12 protein-coding genes and 3 pseudogenes are annotated in these 16109 nt (G+C 56.0%); 8 read left to right on the forward strand and 7 right to left on the reverse strand.

Annotation, left to right across the window (positions count from 1 at the left end):
* Positions 1-500: pseudogene (locus tag AC5I5B_RS05290) on the forward strand (hypothetical protein); the annotation flags it as partial.
* 106 nt (positions 501-606) lie between these two features.
* The gene (locus AC5I5B_RS05295) at positions 607-849 is read left to right on the forward strand and encodes a hypothetical protein (RefSeq protein WP_495752379.1); all 243 of its coding nucleotides are present in this window, start codon (positions 607-609) and stop codon (positions 847-849) included.
* Positions 850-1540: 691 nt separating this feature from the next.
* Here the strand turns inward: AC5I5B_RS05295 and istB are convergent.
* From istB to AC5I5B_RS05320, 5 genes and pseudogenes are all read right to left on the reverse strand, one after another.
* Positions 1541-2353 (reverse strand): IS21-like element helper ATPase IstB, encoded by an 813-nt coding sequence (gene istB / locus AC5I5B_RS05300; RefSeq protein ID WP_495752380.1) that lies wholly within the window; start codon positions 2351-2353, stop codon positions 1541-1543.
* A pseudogene (istA, locus tag AC5I5B_RS05305) lies at positions 2343-3850 on the reverse strand (IS21 family transposase). The gene istB and the pseudogene istA overlap by 11 nt, the downstream one beginning before the upstream one ends.
* 289 nt (positions 3851-4139) lie before the next feature.
* Positions 4140-5588 (reverse strand): aldehyde dehydrogenase, encoded by a 1449-nt coding sequence (locus tag AC5I5B_RS05310; RefSeq protein ID WP_495752381.1) that lies wholly within the window; start codon positions 5586-5588, stop codon positions 4140-4142.
* A 56-nt stretch (positions 5589-5644) separates the two neighbouring features.
* Complete coding sequence (locus AC5I5B_RS05315; RefSeq protein WP_495752382.1) at positions 5645-6445, reverse strand: enoyl-CoA hydratase/isomerase family protein; 801 nt, start codon at positions 6443-6445, stop codon at positions 5645-5647.
* Positions 6446-6515: 70 nt separating this feature from the next.
* Positions 6516-7196: a TetR/AcrR family transcriptional regulator gene (locus AC5I5B_RS05320; protein ID WP_495752383.1), complete on the reverse strand. Its 681-nt coding sequence runs from the start codon at positions 7194-7196 to the stop codon at positions 6516-6518.
* A gap of 233 nt (positions 7197-7429) precedes the next feature.
* Here AC5I5B_RS05320 and AC5I5B_RS05325 point away from each other — a divergent pair, with 233 nt between their 5' ends.
* The 6 genes and pseudogenes from AC5I5B_RS05325 to AC5I5B_RS05350 form a co-directional block, all read left to right on the forward strand.
* Entirely contained in the window at positions 7430-8488 is a 1059-nt protein-coding gene (locus AC5I5B_RS05325) for an ABC transporter substrate-binding protein (protein WP_495752384.1), read from the forward strand.
* Positions 8489-8512: 24 nt separating this feature from the next.
* Positions 8513-9625 carry an ABC transporter ATP-binding protein gene (locus AC5I5B_RS05330; protein WP_495752385.1) on the forward strand — a complete coding sequence of 371 codons (1113 nt, stop codon included), beginning with the start codon at positions 8513-8515 and terminating at the stop codon, positions 9623-9625.
* The gene (locus AC5I5B_RS05335) at positions 9622-11397 is read left to right on the forward strand and encodes an ABC transporter permease subunit (protein WP_495752386.1); all 1776 of its coding nucleotides are present in this window, start codon (positions 9622-9624) and stop codon (positions 11395-11397) included. The genes AC5I5B_RS05330 and AC5I5B_RS05335 overlap by 4 nt, the downstream gene beginning before the upstream one ends.
* Positions 11394-13016, forward strand: coding sequence for a class I adenylate-forming enzyme family protein (locus AC5I5B_RS05340; protein ID WP_495752387.1), 1623 nt, complete (start codon positions 11394-11396; stop codon positions 13014-13016). The genes AC5I5B_RS05335 and AC5I5B_RS05340 overlap by 4 nt, the downstream gene beginning before the upstream one ends.
* A 103-nt stretch (positions 13017-13119) precedes the next feature.
* The gene (locus tag AC5I5B_RS05345; RefSeq protein ID WP_495752388.1) at positions 13120-13959 is read left to right on the forward strand and encodes a p-hydroxycinnamoyl CoA hydratase/lyase; all 840 of its coding nucleotides are present in this window, start codon (positions 13120-13122) and stop codon (positions 13957-13959) included.
* Between the two features lie 71 nt (positions 13960-14030).
* Positions 14031-14293: pseudogene (locus tag AC5I5B_RS05350) on the forward strand (IS66 family transposase zinc-finger binding domain-containing protein); the annotation flags it as partial.
* Here AC5I5B_RS05350 and AC5I5B_RS05355 read toward each other — a convergent pair.
* Positions 14293-15050 (reverse strand): IS5 family transposase gene (locus AC5I5B_RS05355; protein WP_495752490.1). Its coding sequence is split into 2 segments (ribosomal slippage): positions 14293-14750 and positions 14750-15050, totalling 759 coding nucleotides; the frame shifts between segments, so codons are not numbered across the junction. The pseudogene AC5I5B_RS05350 and the gene AC5I5B_RS05355 overlap by 1 nt on opposite strands.
* Before the next feature lie 124 nt (positions 15051-15174).
* The gene (locus tag AC5I5B_RS05360) at positions 15175-16074 is read right to left on the reverse strand and encodes a LysR family transcriptional regulator (protein WP_495752389.1); all 900 of its coding nucleotides are present in this window, start codon (positions 16072-16074) and stop codon (positions 15175-15177) included.
* Between the last annotated feature and the right edge of the window lie 35 nt (positions 16075-16109).

Here is a 16109-nt window from a genome sequence, read left to right on the forward strand (position 1 = left end):
TTAAGCCCGAGAAAATTCTACTTTTGAAGCCCGTTATTCGGCGGGGGGATTACCGTCCCTGCGTCGTCATCGGAACCGAGGGTGATGCGTCCTTGCCCGGCACCGTCTCCACCTTTGACGAGATCAGGCAGCTGACACCACGCATCGGCGCCGAGGCTGCCGCCAGTGCGCGCCGCGAGTTGCGCCGGCGCAGGCAGGCGTGGAATGCCGCCGACGAGCGTATAGGCTACAGCGCAAGCCGGGCGAGGGCGCAGCAGATTGCCCAGTTTGAGGGGATTGCCGGGCGCATCCTCATTTCGCTGCAACCCCGTCATGTCAACGACATCGCCGCCAAGCTGCATTACATGCTGGTAAATTACGATCCGGAACTGCGGAAGGAAGAAGCGCCGTGGCCGTATCTGCGCTTTATGCTGCACGAGCTTATCCAGCCGAAATGGTCTGTGATTGACCCGCAATCGCGCATTCGCTGGTTGCGACCGAGGAGGCGGGGAGGGCGGTAGAGGTAGGCCCGCACACACCGGGCTCCGCCGCGTGAAACGCTATGGCAATGTTGACCTGCGAGACGGATGTCGTAGAATTGCAGGCAGATTTTTCCGAGGTGTCGTTTTGAAAAAACTCGAACTTGGTTTCGTGATTTGTGGTTTTGTAGCTTTGGGAACCTGGCTTTATTCAGTCGAATATCGGGCGTATGGCGCTCTTGCGGTGATTTGCCTTCTCTTGATTGCGTCTATCTATCTCCTCCTGACGTCAAAAGAGAAGGTTTACCAGCTGTTTGCCTGTATATCGCTGACGGTGATTTCCGCCGCGATCGGAATAGCATTGTTGCAAATGTCGGGACTTACCGGCTAATTTCGCAACGCTGGATTAAATCAATATGCCTATGGCCGCCTGCGGCTTGATTGTGCGATCTGCCATCTGCCCCGATGGGGGCCTAACCGGGCAAGACAGTTTCCTACTTTTTTGGAGAATCTCCGACAAGTGCACTATGCCGGTTTTACAGGGTCGCGTACGAGGCCTCCTCCCATGTCGCACTTAAAAATAGAATGTGCCGGCGAACGATGCAAAGTCGTATAATAGCGGCTTGGAAAGCTTGGCGACGCAAGATTGAGCGGTGCAAGGAGAAGCTGCTTAAAGACAAATCCCCTGTCGCAGGACTTGGATTCAAAATAAAGGAGCGCCCGGGCGCAAGCCAGACCTTTGTCGCTCCATCTGTGCGACGAAAGCTGTCCCACCGTACCGAAGCCTGTCCCCTCTCGTGAGCCCTTCAAGCCTGGGCCAATACTCAGCATCGAAGATTACGAGCATATCCTGTCCGTATTGGAAAATATGGTCGGCGTGATGGGGCAAAGTCCCGGCGCATTTCGGGAAATCGACGAAGAGAGCTTACGGACTCATTTCTTGGTATAGCTCAATGGCCACTTTTCGGGCGACGCAACTGGTGAAACCTTCAATTATGAGGGCAAGTCCGACATTCTCATCAAAGTTGATGGGATTTCCACTGAGAGCTGACCCGGCGTTTCCACCGAGAAGTGACCCGCCTTTAGGTATCGTTTGTGTTGGTCGTAGTGGTCAAGTTCCTGCGTTTCTCCTTCGTTTTTTTGGGCTCATGCGCCGAGCTGTTCTTGAAGCGGAAGCTGTCGTTTCCGGTTTCCAGAATGTGGCAGTCGTGGGTAAGCCGGTCGAGCAGCGCAGTGGTCATCTTTGCATCGCCGAACACGCTGGCCCATTCGCTGAAGCTGAGATTGGTGGTGATGATGACACTGGTGCGCTCGTAGAGTTTGCTCAGCAGATGGAAGAGCAATGCACCGCCTGATGCACTGAACGGCAGGTATCCAAGCTCGTCGAGAATGACGAGATCGGAATGGACGAGTCGATTGGCGATCTGGCCGGAGCGTCCCTGCGCCTTCTCTTGCTCGAGCGAGTTGACCAGCTCGACCGTCGAGAAGAACCGGACCCGCTTATGGTGGTGCTCGATGGCCTGGACACCGATCGCCGTGGCAATGTGCGTCTTGCCAGTGCCGGGACCGCCGACCAAGACGATGTTGTTGGCATCGTCGAGGAAGTCGGAGCCATGGAGTTGCTGCACGAGCGCCTCGTTGATCTCGCTGCTGGCGAAGTCGAAGCCGTTCAGATCACGATAGGCCCGGAAGCGTGCCGTCTTGAGTTGATATGCGGTCGATCGGACCTCTCGTTCGGCCGTTTCCGCCTTGAGAAGCAGGGACAGGATTGGAATGGCAGCCTCGAACGCCGACGATCCCTGTTCGGTCAGATCACCGACGGCGTGGGCCATTCCATGCATCTTCAATTGCCGTAGCATGATGACGATCGCGCCGCTTGCCGGGTTATGACGCATGGCGAACCTCCGTCTTTCTCAAGGTATCGTATCGTTCGACATTGGCCTTGGGCTCATTGGTGAGCGTCAGGGCCTGAGGTGCGTCGAGGGTTGGCGGCGTGAAGGTTTTGCCGTCGACGAGGCGATGCAGCAGGTTCAGAACATGCGTCTTCGTCGGAACACCGGACTTCAGCGCCATGTCGACGGCCGAGAGCACTGCCTGTTCGTCGTGCTGGAGAACAAGTGCCAGGATATCGACCATCTCGCGGTCGCCACCTGGCTTCTTGAGCAGATATTGTTGCAAGGTCCGGAATGCTTCGGGAAGCTCGACGAATGGAGCACCGTTGCGAAGAGCGCCGGGCTTTCGCTGCACCACCGCCAGATAATGCCGCCAGTCGTAAATGGTCTGTCCCGGCAGATCATGGGAACGATCGATGACGCGACGGTGCTCGCAAACGATCCGACCTTCCGCCGCGACGACAACACGATCCGGGTAAACGCGAAGGCTTACCGGTCGATTGGCGAAGGATGCCGGAGCGCTGTAGCGGTCGCGCTCCAGATGCACGAGGCAGGTTGGTGTGACCCGCTTTGTGTATTCGACAAACCCGTCAAACGGCCTGGAAACAGGCATAAGCGTGGGAGCCTCCTCGGCCCAGATGTCGGCGATGGTGCCACGCATTTGACCATGTGGCGTCTTTGCCCAGAACTCTTTGCTACGCTGCTCAAGTCAGTCATTCAGGACTTCCAGTGATGGAAAGCGCGGGACCGGTTGGAAGAAGCGATGACGCGCATCCTGAACGTTCTTCTCGACCTGTCCCTTCTCCCAGCCGGAAGCCGGATTGCGGAACTCGGGTTCGAACAGCTAATGACTGGCCATCGCCTGGAAGCGGACGTTGACGTCACGCTCTTTGCCGCGGCCGACCTTGTCGATCGCGGTGCGCATGTTGTCGTAGATGCCACGGCCGGGGATGCCTCCGAACACGCGGAATGCATGATTGTGGGCATCGAACAGCATCTCGTGCGTCTGCAGGAGATAGGCCCGCACGATGAACGCGCGGCTGTAGCTCAGCTTCGTATGCGCCACCTACAGTTTTGTGCGCTCATTGGCCCAATCTTCCGACCAATCGAACTGGAAGGCTTCGCCGGGGTCGAACGCCAGGGGCACACATGTCCCGCGGCCCGTCGTCTGCAGTTCTCTCTGCCGGTCATCACGCCATTCCCGAGCAAATGCCGCCACCCGGTTGTAGGAGCCCTCGTAGCCGAGGCTCATCAAGTCAGCATGGTCGTCCGCTTCTGCTTGCGGCCCTTCTCCGATTCCGTCTTCAGCCAGGCCGACAACCGATCCGTAAACGGATCAAGCTTGCTCGGTCTCTCTGGCACCTTGAACTTTGGCTCCACGCCGCCAGCACGCAGGTATTTGCGGATGGTATTCCGGGATAGGCTGGTTCTGCGGCAAATCTCCCGGATCGATAGATGCTCTCGAAAATGCCAGCGTCGGATCACGCTCAGTAACGCCATGTCGATCACTCCAGGGCCCCCGCTGAAAACATGCGAGGGACGGTTGAAACACGGGGCAATTCTCAATGGAAATATCGGGCTGCACCGGGTCAGCTCTCAGTGGAAATCAACACTGATCCGACAATAACTACCTTTGTTCGCACCTGGGCGTCCTTTCGAATAATAAAATGTTGATGGCCTAACGTCGCATGTGCGGACGTACGCCATCGCACTCAAGCGGCCGGGGCCGCTTGAGTTACGATTGGTTGAAAGAGGAGATGGCTCCTTGCCGAAGCCTTTCCTTACAAAATCAGAATGGGTAGTGCTGCTGCGGGTCTTCAACCGTGATCCAGCGAAGGTCTGTGAATTCGTTGATCGCCGCACGGCCACCAAAACGGCCATAACCCGACGATTTGACACCCCCGAACGGCATCTGGGCTTCGTCCTGAACCGTTGGTCCGTTGATGTGGCAAATACCAGCCTCGATGCGGCGAGCGACAGCCATCGCACGCTGAATATCACTGCTGAATACCGCCGACGAAAGACCGTACTCCGTATCGTTAGCAACACGGATCGCTTCTTCGTCATCTTTCACCCGGATGATGCTTTTTGCGGGACCGAAGGACTCCTCGGAGTAAATCCGCATGTCAGCATTGACCTGGTCCAGAAGCGTTGCCTCGACAATAGCACCGTTACGCCTGCCACCTGCGGTGACCTTGGCACCTTTCGAGACGGCATCATTAACCAGCTGCGATATCTTTTCGGCGGCTTCCACCGTGACCATGGACCCGAGAACGACATGATCGCGCGGATTGCCAGCAGGGAGAGCGGCTGCCTTGGCCGAGAGCCTGGCCACAAACTCGTCTGCAATCGATTCCTGGACGATGATCCGCTCTGTCGACATGCAAATCTGGCCTTGGTTCATGAATGCACCGAATGCCGCCGCGTTCACGGCACCGTCCAAATCGGCATCATCGAGAACGATCAATGGTGCCTTGCCCCCCAGTTCAAGCACGACAGGCTTCAGGTGCTCAGCGGCGAGCTTCGCGATAATTTTTCCGACGCGGGTCGACCCCGTGAAGTTGATTCGCTTAACGGCGGGATGTGCGACCAAGGCCTCGACCACGGCCGGTGCGTCCGCTGGCGCATTCGAAATGACGTTGACGACACCGTCAGGGAAACCGGCTTCGCGCATGACATCGACGATCAGGTGGTGCGTAGCAGGGCAAAGTTCCGAGGACTTCAGGACTACGGTATTCCCGCATGCAAGCGGCATTGCTATCGCTCGCGCGCCGAGGATGACAGGTGCGTTCCATGGGGCGATACCTACGCATACGCCTGCCGGTTGGCGAATGGCCATCGATAAGGTGCCGGGCTTGTCAGATGGAATGACCTCACCGGCGATCTGCGTGGTCATGGATGCGGCTTCACGGAGAATATTCGATGCCAGCATGGCATTAAATTCACCCCAAGGACCTGTGGCCCCTGTCTCATCTGTCATAAATGCCGCAAACGCTCCTGCTTTCGAAGCCATTACGTCTGCTGCTTTCAGCAAAAGGGCTCTTCTGGCGGTCGGCGTGGTCGACGACCAACTCGGAAAAGCAGCCGCTGCTGCATCGCATGCCGCAATTGCATCTACGACGTTTCCAGCTGCAGCTCGTGTCGCAATCTCACCGTTGACTGGGTCGATCCGATCAAATGTCTTCCCGGATTTCGCGGGCCGACTTTTATTATTGATGATGAGAGCAATATTTTCCAACGTATCCTCCTAACGTAGGTATGTGTCGCAGCATCATGTAAAACTGCCGCGCTCCTTCACTGTGATTTCTTGGTCGAATAAACGAACGAAACTGATGACTGTTCTATCGGCGCGACCAGCCGCTGAAGTCGATCAAGGGATCGAGCGACGGAATAGGTGGCCTGAGGGTCGAGGAATTCCGACCGCTGAAGAGACTCCATCTCGGCACGCAACGCCAAAGGCGGATGGCGTGCTATGCTTTTTGCGATTTCCATTGCCCGATTCGGGACAGTTTCGTCGTCAACGACTTCGTTTAGATAAAATATACGAAGCGCTGTGTGTGCATCGATAGGATCACCTGTCAGCGCAAGCTGCATTGCAGCCGATCGTGGGAAGTGTCTCAAGACGCCAGAGATGGCGGCAGCGCCGGACATCCCGTATGCGATTTCTGGCAAGCCAAACTTCGATTCCGTTGAAGCGATGCGGATATCACAGAGATGGCTGGCGTAAATGAAACCCTGGCCAATGCACCAGCCACGAATTCCAGCGATGATCGGCTTCATGCGCGGCATGGCCATGATGTCGCGTTCCCATGGGGCTTGCTCATAGTCTGTGACGTCACCCTGGCGCGGAAACAGGTCGCGGCGAACCTGTTGCTCAGGATTTAGTGTAGGGCGGGGTGATTTGATATCGTCTCCAGCGCAAAATGCGCGAGAACCGTTCCCTTGTAGAACACCCACTTGCAGAGACTGATCCTCTTCCAGAACTCGCAGGGACTTGTAGAGGTCGCGATGGAGTTCAGGAGTAAGGAGGTTCAGTGGCCCATTATCGATGGTAATCACCGCGATGTTTTCAACTCGCTCAAATTTAATCGGCACTCGCGCATCTCCCGGTAGTCGGTACTGTAGCAAAGGGATGCGTCTTTTTTGACAAGATGTCAATAAAAGTTCAGAGGGCAATCATTCTGACCGAAAGCGTTTTGTGCCAGATTTCGTTGATCGAGGCCGCAATTGCTTCCGGTGTTGGAAAGGCTTTGGCGAGGGTAGGGTCGTTGTAAATGTACCGTAGCCGGAGTGTGCCCTCAGTCATGGCAATCAGCATCAGCACTGAAGCCTCGTATCGCAGGGCGTCTTCGTCCGTCATGGCGATGCCGCTGCGAACCATGCGTTCGATTGTGCGATGTGCGAACCGAGCGTTTAGCTGCATGTTGTTGCTGAGGACCTCATCACTGTTCAATGCAAAATAAGCAAGTGTCCCGCACAGGCGAGAATTTTGCTCGTACATGCGGCAATATCTAATGTTTGCCTGCCTGATTCCTTCAATAACTGTCTGTGGGTGCGGATCTATATACGATCTATCATACCATTTTAATTGAGAAAATTCGAGCAGCAGGACTTTTAGTATTTCGTTTAGGTCAGTAAAATACGTGTAGAAGCTTGGTCTCGACGTCCCTGCGCGCGCAACAATCTCCGCGACGGAAACCTCGTTCAGGTTCTTTTCCTGTAGCGCGGCAGCCGCAGCCGCAAGCAACGTATATCGTGTGCGGTCGCTTTTCTGCACCGATGGGTCGTTACTCTGTTGCAGCAGCCAATCGCTGTAGCTGGTGGAATAAGCTTGAGGGGTGGCCATGCTGTCGAAATCCTGATCCGTGCCCTGTGATGCAGAAAAATCTCTTAAAGGAAGAATGTGCCTGCTCCTATGCCTGTGCATCCAGGCCTATCGCCGGAGATGCTTGCCGTCGAGTCTTTCGAGAAAATTTAAACACAGAGTTGACAGATTGTCAAATATGCGTCAACTTTCTGCTTGCCGCCAATAATAGCAAGAAAGAGAGCGGGGGACCCGTCACTAGAGGGAGTTTGCTCGTGACACAATTTACGATTAGCCGTCGAAATGCTTTGAAAACCGTCGTGGCTGCAGGCGCGACATCTTTATTCTCGCCATTCGTCATCTCGGCGAACGCGCAGGACAAGCGAATTGTCTGCCGCGACGCCGGGATAGGTACCAGCTTCCAGGATGCCTGGGCCGGACCCTTCAAGAAAGCCACTGGTATCGAGGTGGTTCCGGTCGTCAGTCAGACCGAGCCCACCGGCCTTATCAAGCAAATGGTCGAAACCAAGTCTTACACCTGGGACATGGCGAGCGGCCTTCAGGATGGTCCGGCTTTCCAACTCGCCCAAGACGGCGGTTTCTGCGACCCATTGAATATTTCAAATGACGCGAGCTGGAATAAAATCAGCGACGATTTCAAAACCGAACACTTTGTTGCGACAAATGTCGTCGCTTCCATCATGGGCTATAGCACCAAGGTGAAAGAGCCGACATCATGGGCTGATTTCTTCAACGTCAGTGATTTTAAAGGAATTCGAGGTTTCCGCAAGAACCCTCAGGAAGTCATCGAGTTTGCGCTTCTGGCGGACGGCGTGGATATCAAGGACCTGTACCCCTGCGATATCGACCGCGCATTCAAGGCTTTGGACCGTATCAAGAAGGATATCGGTGTCTGGTGGACGTCCGGGGCGCAGACCGCGCAGCTTCTGCAATCCGGCGAGGTCGACTACATCAATTCCTGGAACGGTCGCGTTCAGCCTCTTATCGATGGTGGCCTGCCGGTCAAGATCATGTGGAACCAGTCGCTATGGGGCGGTAGTGGCTTCATAATCCTGAAGGGCAGCCCGAAGGCCGATATTTGCCGGGAGTTCATCAAGTTCTGCATTCAGCCCGAGCAGCAAGCCGCCTACTCGAACGCGACCGGCTTGGGTTACACGCACCCTGATGCCCTGAAATTCATCCGCCCGGAAGTCGCCACAAAGCTGCCGACGCATCCCGACCATGCAAAGAGCGTGGCCGTGATCGACTACCGCTTCTGGCTCAAGGCCCGCGATCCGGCAATTGATCGGTTCAATCAGTGGCTCCTTGGCTGATGGCAACATAATACGGAGGTCGAAGTGAATTCTCAGCAAGTGCAACTGGAGACCGTCGGTCTTCGAAAAGACTACCGTGTCATCCACGCCCTCAAAGCAACTGATCTGACGGTCAAGATGGGTGAGTTTCTCACCCTTCTCGGCCCATCCGGTTCAGGGAAAACTACACTTCTTATGATGATCGCGGGCCTCACCGAACCGAGCGGGGGGAACATCAGGCTAGACGGAGTGGACATAACCGACCGTCCGGCCTATCAGCGAAATCTAGGCATGGTTTTCCAGAATTACGCTTTGTTTCCTCACATGACCGTGGAGGAAAACATTGCGTTTCCCTTGAAGATGCGAGGATTGAACGGCAGTCAGATCAAGAGCGCGGTCGCCGACGCTTTGGCCATCGTTCGGCTTGAACATCTCGCGCAACGCAAGCCGTTGGAACTATCAGGTGGGCAGCAGCAGCGCGTTGCGTTTGCCAGGGCTATCGTGTTCAAGCCTTCGCTTGTTCTCATGGACGAGCCGCTCGCGGCATTGGACAAGAAGCTGCGTGACGAGTTGAAGGGAGAAATTCGCCGCCTGCATCGTGAGCTAGGCACCACGGTTATATATGTCACGCATGATCAGGACGAAGCGATGATGCTGTCTGACCGGATCTGTCTCATGAATGACGCGGCGATCGTCCAAATCGACAGTCCATCGGACCTTTATAATCGACCGCAATCCACTTTTGCGGCTGAATTTATCGGCGAGTCGAACTTGTTCGATGCGACCGTGCAGCTGTCTCAAGATGGAAAAACTGCGTTCAGTCTTTCTGAAAACGGTCCCACGCTTTGGTCTTCGCACGGCGCGCCCTCCTCGACGACTGGCAGGCAAACACTGCTCGTTCGTCCAGAGCGAATCGGAATTGTCCCGGCCGCATCGATTGCCGTTGGCGCTGAACTTGACGCGGAAGTTAAGGGTATCATCAATCTTGGTGGCCTGTACCGCATTACATGCGTGCTTTCCAACGGGAAGGAAGTCAAGGTCTCCGCTCTTGGTCAAAGCGCTATGCCTGTATGGCCAGGTGACCGCGTTCGATTGTCCATCGATACGAGCGATGTGGTCCCTATTTCTCTCTCAGAAAAGACGAGCGAAGCAGCATGACCATCGTCCAGGACACAAAACACGCTCCTGCGCCGCGGCGGATGTCAAAGCGGGCCGAAACCACCTTGATGGTGCTCCCGGTCGTGGTCCTTTTAGCGTTCCTTTTCGTTATTCCGACCATACAGTTCCTTTTTCGGGCATTTCAAGCAAACGACGGAAGTCTGACACTCGCGAATATCGAGCGCCTCATGGCGAATACGTCATACCTAACCGTCATGTGGCAGACCTTGAAGATATCTTTCTGGGTCACGGTCATCACGATCATTGTCGCTTATCCTGTGGCGTACGTGCTGGCTCGTGCGGATCGATCTTCAAAGTCGTACTGGGCCTTGTTTGTGCTGCTGCCTTTCTGGTCGAGCTTTCTGGTGAGGACTTTCGCAGTCATCGTCATGCTTGGGAGAAACGGGCCTCTCAACGACCTCGTTCTGAAGCTCGGTCTATCTGAAAGTCCCGTGACCTTTCTCTACAGCTACGGGTCCGTTCTGTTTGGCATCACCAACGTTCTGACGCCATTTGCGATCCTCACGATGATCGGCGTGATGGAACGGATCGATCCACGGTTGATCTCGGCGGCGCAGTCCATGGGCGCGCACCCTGTGCAGGGCTTTTTCCGGGTCTTTCTTCCACTGTCCATGCCCGGCGTGACCGCGGCATCGTTGCTGGTATTCATCACGTCGCTCGGGTTCTTCATCACGCCAGCGCTGCTCGGCTCCGAACGCGAAACGATGATGGCACAACCGATTATCCAGCAGGTGATCGACCTCGCGAACTGGCCATTTGCAGCCGTTCTGTGCTGTGTGCTTTTCCTTGCGACGGTCGTCGTCTTCGCGATCTTCAACTACACGGTCGGTCTGTCATCTCTGGTTGGAGAGCCCAGGCAGCAAGGGGCCAAAGAAACAGGTCTTGCTTCCAAGTTCTTGCGGGATGCTGTTGGCTTGATCGGGGATGTGATCGCGGCACCCCTGAAAAGGATCAGGGCGCGTCGTGGTTATGGTCTCGGCGCTGGACGTTCGACCAAGGTCTTTGCATTCATCGTCTTGTTCACGCTGAACGTTCCTGTTCTCTTCCTCGTCCCGGTTTCGGTGGCTGATGGCAGCTTCGTTGTCTGGCCGTCAACCGGTTTCAGTATACGCTGGTACGGCGAGTATTTCACCGATCCCATGTGGCTGGACGCTACGTTCCGCTCCTTCCGGGTGGCGTTATTGACTGCTGCAGGTTGCTTCGTTCTCGGAGTGCCGACTGCTCTCGCAGCGATGCGGATGTCTGGCAAGACCGCTGGTGCCCTGTTCGTTCTGGTGATTTCACCAATGATCCTCCCTAAAATGATCATCGCGGTAGGACTGTTCTATCTTTACGCAAAGATAGGTCTTGTCGGAACGGACGCTGGACTCGTGCTGGGCCATATCGTTGTCGCACTGCCGTTCTTCTTCATCTCGACCCTCGCGGTCCTGCGGACCTACGACAAGCGACTCGACCATGCTGCAGCGTCGCTCGGCGCTTCGCCCTGGAAAACCCTTCGTTACGTTACCCTGCCCTTGATTATGACGGGACTAATTTCAGCATCGTTATTCGCGTTCATCATCTCGCTTGATGAATTGAACATTGCGCTCTTCACGTCCGGTGGTTTGGCGTCAACTTTGCCGAAAATGATGTGGGAGAATGCGACGCTTGGTTTCACGCCGCTTCTGGCGGCTGTTTCCACCACCTTCCTCCTTTTCCTGACAATTCTTGTGCTTGTGAGCATTTGGCTCACATCTAGGAGATCTGCATGAGCAGTAAGTATCAAAACGTTGACCTGGCCCAATTTCCGGGCACGACGATTGAGCCGCAATTTCCGAGCATAGGCGCTTTTGTGCGCGCGATGGCCGACAAGTTCGAAGACCGGCTTGTCCTGAGTTGTTTCGAGGACAATGAAACTCTGTCCTACCGCGAGTTGGAAACGCTGTCTGATCATGCGGCGCGGGGCTTGGCAGCGATGGGGGTCTCCAAAGGCGATCGGGTGGCAGTGATGTTGCCGAACCGGGCCGAATACCCTTTGGTCTGGGTGGCAATCGCCAAACTTGGTGCGCTGATGGTCCCGGTGCCGACAACCTACACTCACAGCGAACTTGAATTCATCATCCGCGACTCCCAGGCGACCTATCTGGTTATCGACAAGGATTTTCTTTCGCTTTTCGAACATATTTCTGACTGCTCGACCCTTGTTCCGGCGAGCCGGATCGTCGTCCGCAACAGCCCTGCGACGGACAAGTACCGGGATTGGCATTCGATTTTGATCGAGACTTCCGAGCCCCTGTCGCTGGAGAACATCGGCCCGGATGACCCGGTCGGCCTGCAGTACACCTCTGGAACTACTGGATCGCCCAAGGGCTGCGTCGTATCGCAAGACTACTGGATGTTGCTTGGTCGCTCGCTCGGTGCGGTGATCCGATCAGACATCGGTCGCATCCTTTCGCCGAATCCGTTCAATTACATGAATGGTCGGAACCTCCTGTTGACAGCAATGGAGCGAGGCGCTGCGCTGTTTCTTGCCCGGCGCATCAGTTCGACCCGGTTCCTGGGATGGATTGACGAGCAGTCGATTGATTTCACGCTGTTTCCCCAGCTCATTCTTAAGCAGCCTGAACGGCCCAACGATCGCAAAACTACTCTGAAGGAAGTGGCCGTAAGCGCCATGTCCGCAGATGCCCATCGCGAAGTTGAACGTCGCTTCGGTGTAATTTCCTGGGAGCTCTACGGAATGACCGAGATCGGAGCGGTTCTTGCCGGTGACAGCAGGGACGCCAGCTTTGTCGGATCAGGCCGGCTAGGAGTTCCCATGCTTGGCCGGGCTGTATCTGTCCGGGACGAAACCGGTAAAGAAGTTCAATCAGGGGAATCTGGTGAATTGTGGGTCGCTGGACCTTCCATGACGACGCAATATTTCGGCAGGCCAGAAGCCACGGCAGAGGTGTTCGTTGGTGAATGGTTCCGGACCGGCGACCTGGTTCGTGTCGGTGATGATGGATATCTCTATTTCGTCGGTCGGCTCAAAGACATTGTTCGTCGCAGCAATGAGAACATTTCCGCGAAGGAAGTCGAGGAAGTCACCCGAGAGCTGGAATGCATCGAAGATGCTGCGGTTGTTCCAATACCGGACGATGCGCGTGGCGAAGAAGTGAAAATCTTCATCCAGATGAAAGATGGCGCTCCCTCAGGTCAGGAGGTCATCGACATACTTGCCGACCATTACAAAGACAGGCTGGCAACATTTAAACGGCCCCGCTACTTCGCTTTCGTTGAGGGATTTCCTCGGACGCCATCGAATAAAATCCGCAAGGCAGCCCTCAAAGAAGCCCCGTTCAGTCAATTACCCATGTTCGATACGGTTGTGAACAAGGCCGCAAGCTAAACCGGAAATATCGACCCAAACAACGATCCATCAAACGAGAAACGGTGTTTCTTGGAACGATCTTCTGCGCCTGTGCGCGCCTTATTCCTAAGGAGGAAAACTCATGACCGAGACGACTGCTACGAGCGGACCTGTTGCATACGATGTGAAGGATGGCATCGCCTGGCTCCGGTTCAATCGCCCTGAAAAGCGCAACTGCATGAACCCGGCTTTGAATCGGGGTATGATGGAAGCTCTCACCGATCTGGAATTTCGAGATGACGTGAAGGTCCTTGTTTTGACGGGCGAGGGGGCTGCTTTCTCTGCCGGTATGGATTTGAAGGAGTACTTCCGCGAAACTGAGGCCAAAGGCCTTGGCGCTGTTCGTCAGGCGCAGGCCGAAAGCTACGGTTGGTGGCGCAAGCTTCGCTGGTATCAGAAACCGACCATCGCGATGGTCAACGGCTGGTGCTTTGGCGGAGGATACGGCCCGCTCTTCTCATGCGATCTGGCGTTTGCGGCCGACGAAGCTCAGTTTGCCTTGTCTGAAATCAACTGGGGCATCTTGCCCGGCGGTGGCGCAACCAAAGTGGTTGTCGAACTGCTTTCTATGCGCGACGCGATGTATCATGCCCTGACCGGCGAACTGATCGACGGCCGCAAGGCGGCAGAATGGAAACTGGTCAATGAGAGCGTGCCGCTGGAAAAGCTACGCGATCGCGTCGAGGAAGTTGCGAAGATTTTGACTAGCAAGAACGCGACGGCTCTGAAGGCCACAAAGGACGCAGTGCGCCGTGTTGGCGAAATGACCTACGACAACGCCGAGGATTTCCTCGTGCGTGCACAGGAGGCCGCGAACTCGTTCGATGCCGGTGGCCGGAAAGAAGGCATCCGCCAGTTCATCGACGAGAAGAGCTACAAGCCAGGCCTTGGTGGTTACGATACCAGCCGAGCGGGTGAATAAGCGCCCTGCGGTGTTAAGACTGCTTTACCGCCCCGGGCAACGGGGCGATTCTTGCTAAGGGTTGCTTTGAGGTGCCAGCCCATCTGCCGGGAATCGAAATCGTGGTCGCTACTGATGACCACGCCTGTCCTTGCTGCCACAACGACCTGCATCGCATCGCCGACGATGGCAGCGAGAAGCCGGACCTTGTGCCCGCCCAATTCCGCGTTCTTTTCGTGCGCCGCCCAAAGTATGCTTGCCGGGCCTGTACGGAGGGTGTTCAGGCTTCGTCCCCGGCAAGGCTTATTGAAGGCAATATTACGACTGAAGCAATGTCGCCCAGATGCTGATTTCCTAGACCGTAGACTCATAAGCCCGCAGCCACAGGCGCATTGACGCCAACTGGACCATGGCGAGGAAGTTTTCCGCCAGCTCGTCGTAGCGGGTAGCGACCCGACGGAAATGCTTCAGCTTGGAGAAGAACCGCTCGATCAGGTTCCGTTCGCGATATAGCCATGTGCTGAAGTACGGTTTTGACCTACGGTTTGCCTTGGGCGGAATATTGGCGAACGCCCCCTTCTCGCGGAGAGACGCCCGGATGCGATCGGCATCATAGGCCTTGTCAGCGAGCACGATGGTTCCGGCACCCACATGGTCAAGCAAACCGTCAGCCGCTTGCCCGTCGTGGCTTTGCCCAGCGGTTAGGCTCAGCCTGATCGGGAGACCTTGCCCATCGACGACCGCGTGGATTTTGGTCGTGAGCCCGCCTCGGGAACGGCCGAGACAATGATCTCGATCCCCCTTTTTGCCGTCGCAGCCTGTTGGTGGGCGCGAACGGAAGTGCTGTCGATCATCTGGATGTCGCCATCATGGGCAGCAGTGATGGCGTCCATCATTCGGTCCCAGACGCCTGCTTTCCGCCATCGTATGAATCGGTTGTAGCAGGTGGTTCGCGGAACATAGCGTTCGGGCATACTGCGGTTCAATCGAATAATTGGACGGGAAGGGGCATGAGCGGAGGGGGCGCCGGTGCCTGATCCGCGCAGGATCGCGACAGAATCACGTATGTTGCAGGCCGGTACGCTGAATGGAGAAGACTGTGATAAATGCAGAAGTCGTCGGGACTATCGCGGGAACGGTAACATCCCTCTAATGGCTGCCGCAGGTCTAATCCATCTACCGCACTAAAAACGTGAGGCGTTTCGATCGAGAACGACCTTCTGCTCTGGATTGTCTCTACAGAATCTCGCGTTTTAACAATTCATCCAGCCAATCCGCAAAGACCTGAAGCCTTCGCGAAAGATGCTGACGGTGTGGATAAAGCAGCGTCATCGGCATCGGCGCGGCGCGATGACCGGGCATGACCTCGACGAGTTCGCCGGCGTCGAGGTGTTGTTTGACGTCATAGGCCGGGATCTGGATAAGCCCGAGACCTGAAAGACAGCAGGCGATATAGGCTTCGGCGCTGTTGACGGTGACGCGCGCGCGCATGGGAAGTGTATGCATTTCGCCATCCTCGATCCATTCCCACTCCTCAATACGGCCGGTTGATGGCGAGGCATAGTTGACCGCCAGATGCTTGCTGAGATCGTCCGGGGCGTGGGGTGTGCCATATAAGGCAAGATAATCCGGACTGGCGACATTGATCAGAGGGAGATCGCCGATCTTGCGGGCGATGAGGCCGGAATCGCTCAAGGGGCCGACACGCAGCACGCAGTCGACGCTTTCTTCCACGAGGTTGACCGACCGATCGGTAACCCGTAACTCTATGTCGAGTTGAGGGTGATGGGCAAGAAACTCTGGTAGGTAGGGCGCGATGATCAGCCGGCCGATTCGGCCCGGCATGTCGATGCGGAGCTTCCCACTCGGCCCGATCGATGTCTGTCGGAATAAGTCCTCGGTCTCCTCGACGTCGGCGATCAGCCGCAGGCAGCGCTCGTAGAAGGCGGCGCCGTCTTGGGTCGGTGAGACTTTTCGGGTAGTGCGATGCAGAAGGCGGGCTCCGACCCGCGCTTCGAGATCGATTACGGCGGCCGATACTGACGAACGCGGCAACCCGAGCGTGTCGGCAGCGCGAGTGAAGCTCGCGCATTCGACGACACGGGTGAAGGCACGGAAAAGATCGATACGGTCCAAGGAAATCAACCCTATTGATTGTTCGTTATTTCTGA

This window comes from Agrobacterium sp. (assembly GCF_059499945.1).